Source organism: Actinoplanes sp. NPDC051411 (assembly GCF_040682075.1).
Classification (GTDB): Bacteria; Actinomycetota; Actinomycetes; order Mycobacteriales; family Micromonosporaceae; genus Actinoplanes.
The window spans coordinates 1-12,986 of the sequence record NZ_JBFBAD010000076.1 but is presented as its reverse complement, the minus strand read 5'-3'; the positions used below and the strand labels follow the sequence as shown (position 1 = coordinate 12,986).

Below are 12,986 nucleotides of genomic sequence, written 5' to 3'. Positions count from 1 at the left end.
GCCGGGTCAGATCCGAGGAGGCGCGCGTGCAGACGCTGCTGATCGACAACTACGACTCGTACACCTACAACCTCTTCCAGTTGATCGCCGAGGTCAACGGAGCCGAACCGATCGTCGTCCGCAACGACGTCGGGATGGACCGGATCGAGCGGTTCGACTTCGACAACGTCGTGATCTCACCGGGGCCCGGTCACCCGGACCGGCCGGCGGACTTCGGGATCTGCCGCCAGATGATCGCCGAGACCCGCGTGCCGCTGCTCGGGGTCTGCCTCGGCCATCAGGGCATCGCGACCGCCTTCGGCGGCCGCGTCACGTCGGCTCCACAGCCCCGGCACGGGCACCTGACCCGGATCCGCCACGACGGCACGGACCTGTTCGAGCGGCTGCCGCAGGACTTTCAGGCGGTGCGCTACCACTCGTTGCACGCCGAGCCGCCGCTGCCGGAAGAATTGCGAGCGATCGCGTACGCGGAAGACGGCGTGGTGATGGCCGTGGGCCACCGCAGCCGGCCGATCTGGGGCATCCAGTTCCACCCCGAATCGATCGGAACCGAGTACGGCGCCGCGCTGCTGAGCCACTTCCGGAACCGGACCCCGCGGCGTCCCCGCCGTACGCCGCGCCCGATCTCGCGGACGCCGAAGGCCCCGGCCGCCGCCACGAAGAAGTACCGGGTCCGGGTTCGGGTGATCGACCGCGAGATCGACTCGGAAACCGCCTTCGTCTCGCTCTTCGGTGCCTCCCCGGACGCGTACTGGCTGGACAGCTCACACGTCGAGCCCGGGCAGGCCCGCTTCTCGCACCTGGGTGACGCGCTCGGCCCGGTCGGCGAGCATGTCCGGTATTCGGTCGGCGACGGACACGTGACGGTGCTGCGGGGCGGCCGGCCGGCGCAGCGGATGCCGGGCACGATATTCGACTATCTCCAGGGCGAACTCCGGGCGCGGACCGTCGACGCACCAACGCTGCCGTTCGATCTGCACGGCGGCTACGTCGGGTACTTCGGCTACGAACTCAAGGCCGACTGCGGGGCCACCGCGGCGCACCGGTCGTCCTACCCGGACGCCCAGTGGCTCTTCGCCGATCGAGCCGTCACCGTAGATCACGAGCAGGGCCGAACCTACCTGCTGGCTATCGAGGACGGCACGGCGGCCGCGGTGGCCGCCGTCGAGGCATGGCTGGACATCGCGTACCGCACGCTGTCCGGATCGCCCGGCGCGTCCCGCCCGAACCGGCCCGACGTGCGGTCGGATCTGTCCGCGGTGGAGCCGTGGCTGGTCCGCGACCGCCCCCAGTACCTCGCCGACATCGGCACCGCGCAGCGCAAGCTGATCAAGGGCGAGAGCTACGAGATCTGCCTGACCAACGCGCTGCGGATTCCGGCGGTCGACGACGGACTTCAGTACTACCGCCGTCTCCGCCGGGCCAACCCGGCGCCCTACGGGGCGTACCTCCGCTTCGGTGGTCTCGCGGTGGCCTGCTCGTCGCCCGAGCGCTTCCTGCGGATCGATGCCGACCGGGTGGTGGAGAGCAAGCCGATCAAGGGCACGACGGCGCGCGGCAGCACCCCCGAGGAGGATGAGCGACTGCGCGCGGAGCTGACCACCGGCACCAAGACGTACGCCGAGAATCTGATGATCGTCGACCTGTTGCGCAACGACCTGGGCCGGGTCTGCGAGGTGTCCAGCGTGCACGTGCCGCGCCTGATGGCCACCGAGACCTACGCGACCGTGCATCAGCTGGTTTCCACCGTGCGCGGCACCCTGTCCGTGGGCACCGACGCGGTGGAGTGCATCCGGGCCTGCTTCCCCGGCGGTTCGATGACCGGGGCGCCGAAGTTGCGGACCATGGAGATCATCGACTCGCTGGAGGGCGCGGCCCGCGGGGTCTACTCCGGCGCCATCGGTTTCCTCGGCTGTGACGGCACCGCGGACCTCAACATCGTCATCCGCACCGCCGTGCTGCACGACGGCGAGTGGCACATCGGGGCCGGCGGCGCGATCGTGCTCGACTCCGTCCCGGCCGACGAATACGACGAGATGTTGCTCAAGGCGGCCGCGACCGCGCGGGCGCACCCGGCGGTCGGCGCACCCGGCCGGGCCGGCGCGCCGGCCTGAGCCGCGGCGAAAGAACGGGGGAGCACGGTGAACTTCGCGCTGGAACTCCAGTCGGCTGCCGTTCGCGGCGGATGGCTCGGGCGTACGGCGGTGCACAGCGAGGTCGGCTCGTGGAGCTACGCCCGGCTGTTCGACACGGCGGCCCGGGTGACCACGATGTTGCGGCGGCACGGCGTGCTGCCTCGCGACCGGGTGTTGATCGCACTGCCGAACAGCATCGCCTGGGTCGTCGCTTTCCTCGCGGTCGCGCGGGCCGGCGCCACGGTGGTGCCGGTCGATCCCGAGTTGTCCGCGGCACAGCACCTCGATCTGACCGCCGACTGCGACCCGGTCCTGGTCGTCACGGCCGAGTTCCTCCGTCACCACTTCACCGGGCTGACCTGTGTGACTGACGCGCGGATGCTGGGCGGCGCCGCGGCCGCCGATCCGGCCCGGGCGCAACGGACTGACGGTCCGCTCTATGTCCAGTACACAAGCGGGCGAGCGCACGGAACCCGCGGCGCCCAGCATCCGCACGGCAACCCGGGCCGCTACCTGAGGGCCGCCGGCCGGGCCCTGGGCGTGTCCGCCGGGGACGTGACCCTCCCGGTCTCCGGCTTTCACCTCGCGCACGCGTTCACCGGTGCGTTCATGGCCCCGCTGACCGTCGGCGGGGCGGTCGTGCTGACCGAGTACCGCCCTGATCCGGCCGAGGCTGCCGCCCTCGCGGAGCGGTTCGCGGTCACCAAGTTGTACGCGGATCCGTCCTGGTTGGACACGCTTCCGGCCGCCCCGGCCGGGTTCGACAAGCTGGCCGCCGTGCACACCTGCGGTGGACAGCTGCCCCGGGTCCTCGCGGCGCACGCCGCCGCGGCGCTCGGCGCGCCCGTGCTGCACCAGTTCGCCTCCCCGGAGACCGGTGGCGCCGCGTTGGCCAACACGGCGCGGCATAACAACGCCGGCACCGTCGGCCGGCCGGTACCGGGATACCGCGCGCAGATCCGGGATGCCGCCGGACGGGTGCTGCCGGACGGTGCCGAGGGGGAGTTGTGGCTTGCCGGGCCCGGGATGATGAGCGGTTACCTCGGCGACCCGGCCGTAACCGGCGTGACCGGCGGGTGGTTGCGTACCGGCGAGCGGGCCCGGCGCGAACCCCGTGGTGCGTACATCCACATCGGATCTGCCTGAAACCACGCCGACGAAAGGAAAAGACCCATGCCGAGGTCCGAGGATCATACGAGCTTCCAGATCGGCCTGATGTTCGCCGACGCCGCACGCCGCCACGCCACCGTGCCGGTCGTCCTCGACGAGCCGCTGCAGTTCGCGCCGGAATCCGGCACCCGGACCACCGTGGGCGACCTGGCCGAGCTGATCGACGAGCTGGCCGCGCGGCTCTGGGCGGCCGGCATCCGGCCGAGTGAGCAGGTCGCGATCTACAAGACCCACAACTTCGACATCGCGCTGATGGCCTGCGCCTGCTCCCGGATCGGCGCGGTGCCGGTGCTGCTCTCGCCGGGCCTGCCCCCGGCGGTGGCCGGTGAGCTGATGGGCCGGCTCGACGACCCGTGGCTGCTCAGCGACGCCGACAAGATCTCCTCGGCGTTCGCCGGCACCGCGCCGACCGATCTGGCCCGGCAGGTTCTCCTCACCGCTGGTCACGACGTCGCTGGGGCCGTGCGGCTGGACACCTGGGCCGGTGCGCCGCGCCGCGAACCGGTCCGCCTGCACCCGGGCCAGCCGTCGCTGATCACGCACAGCTCGGGCACGACCGGCATCCCGAAGTTGGCCGTGCACAGCGGCGACTCGCTCTACAGCCGGCTCGTGCCGCAACGGATGATGGCCTGGCCGATCCGCCGCCGCGAGACCGTGGCCCTCTGCATGACCTTCGCCCACTCCCGCTTCCTGAACGCGCTGCGGGTGTTTCTGGACTACGGCAACCCGCTGGTCATCGCCGGCTCGCACGAGCCGGACCGGATCCGGCAGCTGTTCGTCCGCACCCGGCCCGGTTACGTCGAGACCCATCCGAACACGTACATCGAGTGGGAGGAGCTGGCTGCCGAGCCGGACGGGCCGCTGTCCAACGTGGCCGTCTTCGGTGCCACGTTCGACGCCATGCACCCCCGTACGATCCAGCGGATGCTCGCCGGATCGGGCCGCCGCTTCCCGGTCTTCGTGCAGCTGTACGGCCAGTCCGAGACCGGACCGGTGTGCATGCGCTGGTACACCCGCCGGACCGCGGCGGCGGCCGACACCCGTTGTGTGGGCGTGCCGGTCCCGTGGTTCGTCCGGCTGCGGGTGACCGACAAGCAGGGCCGTCGCGTGCGCCACGGCCAGACCGGTCACCTCGAGGTACGCCTGCGGAGCCGGGTGCTCACCTATCTCGGCGAGAACCGTCGGTACGCCGAGGTGTTCAACGGCCGGTGGTGGCGGATGGGGGACATGGGCTTCCGGGGCCGCTGGGGCACCGTGTTCCTGCTGGACCGGGAGGTCGACCAGATCGAGTCGATGGACAGCAACCTGCGCGCCGAAGACATCCTGATGTCCCGCCTGGACGAGCTGCGTGAGGTGGCCGTCGTGGCCGGTCCGGGCGGTGAGGCGGTGCCGGTGGTGTGTATCCGCGGCGAGGAGCCGCTGGACCTCGACCGGTGGCGCACCGCCACCGAGGACCTGCCGGAGCTGGCCGACCCGGTCCAGCTGCGGTTCGACCAGGTGCCGCGCACGTCGACCTGGAAGGTGCAGCGCCCGGAGCTCGTCCGCATGCTGCAGGACGCCGGGCGCTGAGCGATCAGGAAGCGGCGGCCACCTCGGTGACCGCCGCTTCGTCGTGTCAGCTCAGTAGCGCCGGTCGGCGATGAGCAGCAGAACGGCCCCGACCCCCTGGGCGGCCGCGATCATCGACAGCGTCGCGGTGAACCCGAGGCCACCGAGGGCGTGGACCGCCGGCGGAGCGAGGCTCGCTCCGACCAACAGGGCGAACGTGTAGAGCGCGGTCCCGGCGCCGCGGGCCGGCCCGGACAACGTGCCGACCAACTCGGTCAGGCCGGGCGAGACAGTCGCCACCGCACCGGCGAACAGCAGCAGGAGCCCGGCGGTGGCGGCGAGCGACGCGCCGCCGGTCACGGCGAGCACGACCAGCACGACGGCCGCGGTGGCGAGTGCCAGCGCACCGCGCCGGGCCGCGCGGATCCGGTCGAGGAGCGGCGCAAGGAACGGCGCCGCCACGAGCGCCGGCAATGCGCCGGCGCGCAGTGCCAGCATCGCCCGGGGCTCGGCCAACCCGGCCGGGCCGAGCAACTGTACGGTGGCGTAGGCGGCGACGAACCCGCCGACCACGGTCACCGCGGCCAGGTAGATCAGGACGAGGACGGGACGGGACACCAGCCGCCCGAGCGATCCGAGATAGCCTGCCAATCGTGGTTGTTCGCGCCGGTCCGGATCGGGTCGCAGGATCAACCGGCACGCCACCGCCAGCACCGTCAGAGCGACGGCGTTGATCGCGATCACCCCGCGCCAGCCGCCCGGGCCCGAGGCGGCCTGGCCGGCCAGCTGCCCGCTGATGGTGGCCGCCACCATGGCGGTGACCAGACAGGTGAGGGCGACCGGCCGGCGCCGCGCCGGGATTCGTTCACCGACGTAGGCCAGCGCGGCCGGAGAGAAGCCGGCCGCCCCGGCGCCCTGCACGATCCGGCAGCCGATGGCGAACGGCAGTGACGGCGCCACCGCCAGGACGGCGGTGGCGGCAGTCAGCACGAGCAATCCGCCGAGCAGCACCCGCCGGCGGCCGAACAGGTCGGACAACGGGCCGGTGATCAGGAACCCGACGGCGTAGGCGAGGCCGAAGACGGTGACCGTCCAGAGCGCCCGGCCGGGCGTGACCGACCACGACCGGGCCATCTCGCCGACCATCGGCAGCGGAACGTAGAGCTGTCCGACGACGAGCAGCCCGCCGACCGTCAGCACGCTCACCGTCCTGGTGAACGGGGCCGACGTCGAAGGGCTGCTCGCCGTGACGGACGGAGGGATCGCCGTCACTAGTGCGAGGCCGAGGTGTTGTGCCAGACCACCAGCGTGTTGGTGTTCAGATCGGCCGCGGCGACGTCGAGTCGCCCGTCGCCGTCCACATCGATCGGCAGGATCGCCGCGATGGCGCCCTCGATCGGGAAGATGGTCCTCTCAGCGAACCTGCCGTCACCGTGGCCGAGCAGCACCGCGATGCCGGCGCCCTGGAGACCGGGCGGCGGGGGCGGTGAGCCCGGGTCACGGTTCTGGTCGGGTGAGACGGAGTCGATCAGGTCCAGCTTGCCGTCGCCGTTCAGGTCGGCCGCGGTGGCCTCGTTGACGCCGGTGCTGCCGTCGTAGGTGACCGGGGGACCGAAACCGCCCGCACGACGGCCCAGCACCACCTGAATCTTGTTGGTCACGAATTCCGGCACGGCGGCGTCGAGGATGCCGTCCCGGTTGAAGTCGCCGACGGCGACGTCGTTGCCGGAGACCGCGACGTTGTACTCGTGCGTCTTGCCGAACGTGCCGTCGCCGCGGCCGTACGCCACCGACAGCGAGTCCTTCGGGCGTCCGAAGTTGCCGGTCAGGATGTCCGGGATGTGGTCGCGGTTGGCGTCGGCGATCTCCAGGCCCTGCGGGCCCGGGCCGACCTCGTACTTGTGCTCGGGCTTGAAGGTGCCGTTGCCGTTGCCGAGCCGGACGCTGACGTCGGCGGCGAAGTTGTTGGTGGTGATCAGATCGCTCTTGCCGTCGTGGTTCAGGTCGGTGGCGACGAGCTGATTGGGGCCGAAACCCATCGGCGTGACGACCGGGGCGGCCAGGGTGCCGTCGCCCTTGTTGGCGAACAGCTGCACGTAGCCGACGGGATTGCCGCCGGAAATGGCGAGATCGGGCTTACCGTCGCCGGTGAAGTCGGCCGCCACGACGTCGAAGGTCAGGAAGTAGGGCAGGCTCTGCGCGACGTAGTCCGTCCGGGGCAGGAAGGTACCGTCGCCCTTGTTCAGGAATACCGAGATCGTGTTGTTGCCGTTGCCGGTAGCGATGTCGACCTTGCCGTCGCCGTTGAGGTCCACATCGACCAGGGACCAGAAGCGGGCGGCGGCCGGGTACTGCACCGGGTCGGCGAACAGAGACGCGGCCGCGGGAGTGGTCGCCAGCCGGGTGTCGACCCGGGCGATCGCCTGTGCTCCACCGGCCGTGACGGCCAGCACGACCGCGCTCGGCAGCGCCGCGATCCGGATCAGTTGTTTCCTCACTCGATCCTCCATCTGAAGTTTCCGGCTGATGTCAGAGGTGAGCATGGCGGCGGATCGTTCCCAGGGTCGTGGGCCGGGAATCTTCACCGGCCCGGGAATCTCGATCGCCCGCCGTCACCGCGAGGGACGGGCCTCCACCAGGCTGAATGCGGTGCTGGTCGGCACCACGCGGGTCAGCTCGTAGCCGCCTCGGCGGAACACGTCGGCGTACTCGGCCTGGCTGCGCACGTTGCCGTTCATCGTTACGGTCATCACGAGATCGAAATTCTTCACGAACGCCGATGTCTTGTCGTCGCGGACGAACTCGGCGGCCACCAGCCGAGCGCGCGGCGACGCTTTCCGGCAGCTTTCCAGCAGGCGTACGACGTTGTCGTCGTTCCAGCTGTGCATCACCTGCTTGACGACGTACATGTCGACGTCGGCCGGCACCGCCTCGAAGAAGTCGCCGCCGTACAACTCCAGCCGCCCCGATTCCAGCAACTGGGCCAGATCCGGTCGCGACCGGGCCTGCTCGACCACCGACTCGAGGTCGACGAGCACGCCCCGCGCGACGGCCGGGTACGCCCGCAGGATCGCGTTCAGATAGCTCCCGGTGCCCCCGCCGAGATCGGCGATGACACCGTTCGAGGCGAACTCGGGGTACGCGGCGGCCACCTGGTCGCCGAGCGCCTCCGAGAAGTCGGTCATCGCGCCGTTGAAGATCGTCGCGTCCTCCGGGTGCCGGGCGAGGTACTCCCACAGCGTCGTGCCGTGTGCCAGCTCGAAACCGGGCCGGCCGTCGGTCAGTGCCTCGGACAGCTTGCCCCACGAGGCCCAGAGCCACGGCGAACCGACCAGGCACGCCATCGCGTACTGGGATCGCGGATGATCGCGGCGCAGCAGCCGCGACAGCGGGGTGTTCTCGAAGATGCCCGGCTCGACCTCCCGGAAGATGCCCTCCTCGATCAGTACCCGGAGCACCTTGGCCAGTCCGCCGGGATCGGTCCGGGTGCGCTCGGCCAGCTCGGTGGCCGTCAGACGGCCGTCGTCCAGGACGTCGGCCAGGCCGTGCTGCGCCGCCACCGAGATGCACAGCCCCACGGTCGGGAACATCAGCTGCGAGATGGCAAAGGCGTCGTCGGCTTCGGCGTTGAACGGGTCGCTCATCCTGCTGCCCTGCTTTCGTCGTCCGCGAGATTTGTCTGACCCCCAGCATCTGGTGCGATCGGTCCCAGGTCGTGGGGCGGCAGTCTCGGCGGCCGGGGAAATCTGCGACGGCGGCCGGGACGCCGCCGGTGCACGCGGGAAATCCCGGCCTCGCAGCGGGCTTGCCCGGTGAGCCCGGGACCGCAGGCTGACGACGTCGGGATCAGCGCTCGGCACAGTGAGCTCATCACGCTCCGCCGACCGGCCGAGCTGAAAGGCCGAGCTGAAAGGCCGAGCCGGAGAAGAGGAGTCCCATGCCGCAGACGTCGTCCCTGCCGCCCCTGCCGCGCGCCCGCACGCACCCGTTCGACATCCCGGAGCAGTACGCCCTCCTGCGCGGGGAGGCGCCGATCAGCCGATTCGTCTGGCCCAACGGCGTCGAGGGCTGGCTGGTGACCACCTACGATCTGATCCGTACGCTGCTGGCCGACAACCGGCTGAGCATCGATCGCGCCGGGAACATGCCGCCGTCGCTGGCCATCGGCCGCAAGCCGGTGATGATGCCGCGATCGCTGGTCGCGATGGACCCGCCGGAGCACACCCTGTGGCGCCGGTTGATCCTGCGCGATCTCACGCCGGGCAAGGCGCGGGCCATGCAGCCGCGGATCGAGCAGCTGACCCGCCACTATCTGGACCGGATGCGTGAGCAGGGGCCGCCGGCGGATCTGCTGGCCGGCCTCGCCTTCCCGGTGCCCTCCCAGATCATCTGCGATCTGCTCGGAGTGCCGGCCGCCGACCACCAGTTCTTCCAGCGGCAGACGCAGGTGCGCAGCGCCGTGGACAGCACCCCGGACGAGGTGGACGAGGCGACCGTCGTGCTCACCGACTATCTGCGGGAAATCGTCGCGGAGAAGCTCCGCCACCCGGGCGACGACGTGCTCAGCCACCTCGGCCAGGAGACGGTCGACGGCAAGCCGGTCTCCGCCGAATATGTGGTCGGCATGGGCATGTTGCTGCTGCTGGCCGGGCACGAGACCACGGCGAGCACCATCGGCATCGGCGCCGCGAACGTGATGGGCGACGAGGACCTGATCCGGCGGCTGCAGAGCCCGGGCGGCAGCGAGGCGGTCGTCGAGGAGATCCTGCGGATGCACTCGATCATCCAGTACGGCGTGACCCGCCGCGCCACCGCCGACGTCGAGGCGGGCGGCGTCACGATCCGGGCCGGCGAGTGGGTGACCTGCCTGCTGGCCTCGGGCAACCGCGATGAGTCGGTCTACCGGTGCCCGCATGCCATCGACGCCGACCAACCCCGGGTGCCGCACCTCACCTTCGGGTACGGCGTACACCAGTGCGTGGGCATGAGCCTGGCCCGGGTGGAGCTCAACGTGGTGCTGCGCACGCTGTTCACCGAGTTGCCCGGCCTGCGGCCGGTCGAGCCCCTCGAGCGGATGCGCTTCCGCGACGACATGTTCGTCTACGGGCTGCACGAACTGCCCGTCACCTGGTGAGTCCCGGCCGGCCGCGTTCAGCGGTCGTCGCGCAGCGGCTCCGCCCGCAGCGTCAGCGCCACCGCGAACGCGGCCAGCGCCACCAGAGTGGCCAGCAGGAACACCGTGTCCACCGCGTCCGCGATGCCGCCGGCAACGGCGCCGCGGATCGCGGCGGGCAGCAGCCGTACGGCCGCCGGGCCGCTCTGCACCGCGTCGGCGTCCAGCGCGGCCCCCGGCGGCAGCGCCCGAGCGAGGTGGTCGTTCAGCTGATGGGCGAAGATCGTGCCGAACACCGCGGCGCCCACCGAGCCGCCCAGTGACCGGAAGAGGTTCGCCGAGGCGGTGGCGATGCCGAGGTCCCGGCGGTCGGCGCCGTTCTGCAGAGCCAGCACGAGCACCTGGGTGACCATCCCGAAGCCGAGGCCGAACAGCACCAGGCAGGCGCCGACGGCGAGCAGTGACGTGCCGACCGTGACCCGGGACAGCAGGAACGCCGACATCGCCTCCAGCGCCAGGCCGGTCGCCGGCAGCCACCGGTAGTGACCGGTTCGCGCGATAAACCGTCCACCGAGGACGGTGGACACCGTGATCCCGGCCGTCATCGGCAACAGCAGCAGGCCGGACCGGGTCGCGCTCACCCCCGCCGCGGTCTGCTGGAACAGCGGCACGAAGATGACCACGGCGAACATGACCGCAGTGGTCAGGAACAACGCCACGGTGACAACCACGAAGACCGGCCGGCGGAACAGTCGCGGCGGCAGGATCGGTTCCGCGGTACGCCGTTCCCACCACACGAAGACGGTCAGCAGGAACGCGCTGCCCGCAAGCAGCCACCACCGGGCGGCCGCGCCGCCGACCTGCTCGGTGAGCAGCAGCAGCCCGGCCACGCCGCTGACCAACAGCAGCGCCCCCGGGACATCGAGGCTGCGGTCGGTGGACCGGGCCGGCAACCGCAGCCGCGAGCCGAGCACCGTCACCGCGAGCGCGCCGAACGGCAGGTTGAGATAGAAGATCCAGCGCCACGACGACACATCGACGATCAGGCCGCCGACCAGCGGCCCGATCACCCCGGCGAGCGCGAACACCAGCTGCAGATAGCCTTGCACCCGCGCCCGGATCCGGGCCGGGACGATCTCCGCGATCACCGCCATGGACAGCGTCATCATCCCGCCCGCGCCGACGCCCTGGACGGCCCGGGAGGCGGTCAGCTGGACCAGGTCGCGGGCGAGACCGCAGAACGCGGACCCGGCCAGAAAGATGATCACGGCCGCGAGCAGGAGTCGCTTGCGGCCGTAGAGGTCGCTGGCCCGGCCCCAGAGCGGCGTGCTGGCCGCGGCCGCGAGGTGGTACGCGATGATGATCCAGGAGAGCTGGTCGAGCCGGCCGACCGAGCCGGCGATCTCCGGCAACGCGGTCGCCACCACGGTCTGGTCGAGCGACGCCAGGAACATGGCGACGGCCAGGCCGCCGAAGACCGGGGCGAGGCGCCGGCCGTGCAGCGCGGGCTCGGCGACCGGCGCGATCATCGGCCGACGGCCTGCGGGAAACGGAAGAACCCGTACCGGTCGTAGCTCCGCTTGACCGCGGCCAGGCGCGGGTAGTTCTGCCCGTAATAGGCGGTGCGCCAGTCGGGCAGCCGGGGGTCGATGAAGTTCACCTGCCCCTCACGACCGTGCGCCGCCACGATCTCGAAGCACCCGTCGGCCCACGACTGGGCCGCGGCGCGCGCGTCCGGATCGGGTACGGCGACCGGCAGCTGCGCAGTCACCGCCACGTAGTGCCGTGCCGACCGGTGGACGTAGGCGGTCGCGTCCGGCGCCACCCGGTTGATTCGGCCGCCCAGCGCGGCCCAGGAGACCACCCGCAGCTGCCCGTCGGCCGGCGCTGATTCGAACGCCGTGAGCAGCCGGTCGATAGCCGGCGCGGGCAGCGGCCGGGTGAGCAGGCGGCCGCGGTTGACTACGAACGTGTGCCGGGCCAGTGTGCCCTGGGGTGTGGCACCGGTGCGGTGGCACTGGGCGGTGCTGAGGTCCGCGCAGCCGAACGTGCGCATCATCGAGGCCGTGTACGTCTGGTCGGTCACCTGGTTGCGCAGAGGGACCACGCCGACCGCGGCGATCAGCGCGTCGAGCTGCGGGGTGAGCCCGTCCGGGTCGCCGCCGAGCCATCCTCCGGACACCGACACGCTGGGCGTGGCTCCCGGCGTGGCGTTGGGCAGCACCAGATTGAGGTTCGCGACCAGGTCCTCCGGCGCCTGCTCGGCCCACGTCTGGTAGGCCGCGATCACGTCGGCGGTCCGGTCCCACGACCAGACCAGTGCATAGGTCACCATGCGGTCGGCCCGCACCGGCGTGATCTCGAACCGGGTGACCACGCCGAAGTTTCCGCCGCCGCCGCCGCGCAGGGCCCAGAACAGATCGGGGTGGTGGCGCGCCGAGACGTTCTCCACCGTGCCGTCGGCCAGCACCACCTCCGCCGCGACGAGGTGGTCGCTGGCCACGCCGAATTTGCGGGCGAGCGGGCCGATGCCGCCGCCCTGAAGATAGCCGCCGGCGCAGACGGTGGGGCAGTTTCCGGTGACCGCGGCGATTCCGTGGGCCGCGAGCGTGCCGAGCACGTCGACGGCCTGAGTGCCCGGCCCGACCGCGACCGTGGACCGCCCCACGTCGATCCGGTTGAGCCGGCTCACGTCCAGGACCAGGCCGGTGGTAGTCGAGTAACCGGCCGCCGAGTGGCCACCGCTGCGGATCGCGGTGGGCAGGGCACGGTCCTGGGCGAAGCCGAGAACGGTGCGCACGTCGGCGACGCTTGCGCAGTACGCGATCGCCGCCGGCTCGACCGTGTCGAAGTAGCCGTTGTCGAGCTGGCGGGCGACCGGGTACCGGGGATCGCCCGGCCGGATCAGGTCACCGTCCAGGCGATCGGCCAGGCCCCGAAACCGGTCGCGCGGGGGCGGCGGGGGGCGCGCCGGCGGGGCGCCCGCCGCGGGGGCGGGGGGGGGTGGGAGGGCGGGGCGG

Annotated in this window: 9 protein-coding genes; 4 read left to right on the top strand and 5 right to left on the bottom strand. The window is 71.5% G+C overall.

Annotated features, from left to right (window positions below; all coding sequences use genetic code 11):
* Positions 1–26 precede the first annotated feature (26 nt).
* From pabB to AB0M88_RS33975, 3 genes are read left to right on the top strand one after another with little or no spacing between them, the layout of a single operon-like run.
* Positions 27–2,114: an aminodeoxychorismate synthase component I gene (gene pabB, locus AB0M88_RS33985; RefSeq protein WP_364109762.1), complete on the top strand. Its 2,088-nt coding sequence runs from the start codon at positions 27–29 to the stop codon at positions 2,112–2,114.
* A gap of 27 nt (positions 2,115–2,141) precedes the next feature.
* A complete protein-coding gene (locus tag AB0M88_RS33980; RefSeq protein WP_364109760.1) occupies positions 2,142–3,281 on the top strand; it encodes an AMP-binding protein in 1,140 nt (379 codons plus the stop codon).
* A 27-nt stretch (positions 3,282–3,308) separates the two neighbouring features.
* Positions 3,309–4,874, top strand: coding sequence for a class I adenylate-forming enzyme family protein (locus AB0M88_RS33975; protein WP_364109757.1), 1,566 nt, complete (start codon positions 3,309–3,311; stop codon positions 4,872–4,874).
* Positions 4,875–4,925: 51 nt separating this feature from the next.
* On the opposite strand, the gene AB0M88_RS33970 is transcribed toward AB0M88_RS33975, so the two are convergent.
* From AB0M88_RS33970 to AB0M88_RS33960, 3 genes are all read right to left on the bottom strand, one after another.
* Complete coding sequence (locus AB0M88_RS33970; protein ID WP_364109754.1) at positions 4,926–6,059, bottom strand: MFS transporter; 1,134 nt, start codon at positions 6,057–6,059, stop codon at positions 4,926–4,928.
* Positions 6,060–6,124: 65 nt separating this feature from the next.
* On the bottom strand, positions 6,125–7,351 hold the full coding sequence (locus AB0M88_RS33965) for a VCBS repeat-containing protein (protein WP_364109752.1): 1,227 nt from the start codon (positions 7,349–7,351) through the stop codon (positions 6,125–6,127).
* A gap of 114 nt (positions 7,352–7,465) precedes the next feature.
* Entirely contained in the window at positions 7,466–8,497 is a 1,032-nt protein-coding gene (locus AB0M88_RS33960) for a methyltransferase (protein WP_364109750.1), read from the bottom strand.
* A 293-nt stretch (positions 8,498–8,790) separates the two neighbouring features.
* Here AB0M88_RS33960 and AB0M88_RS33955 point away from each other — a divergent pair, with 293 nt between their 5' ends.
* Positions 8,791–9,987, top strand: coding sequence for a cytochrome P450 (locus tag AB0M88_RS33955; protein ID WP_364109747.1), 1,197 nt, complete (start codon positions 8,791–8,793; stop codon positions 9,985–9,987).
* A gap of 17 nt (positions 9,988–10,004) precedes the next feature.
* On the opposite strand, the gene AB0M88_RS33950 is transcribed toward AB0M88_RS33955, so the two are convergent.
* Together AB0M88_RS33950 and AB0M88_RS33945 are read right to left on the bottom strand one after the other, a co-directional pair.
* A complete protein-coding gene (locus tag AB0M88_RS33950; protein WP_364109745.1) occupies positions 10,005–11,495 on the bottom strand; it encodes an MDR family MFS transporter in 1,491 nt (496 codons plus the stop codon).
* The coding region (locus AB0M88_RS33945) for an FAD-binding oxidoreductase (RefSeq protein ID WP_364109743.1) at positions 11,492–12,986 on the bottom strand (1,495 nt) is incomplete at its 5' end. The genes AB0M88_RS33950 and AB0M88_RS33945, both read right to left, overlap by 4 nt.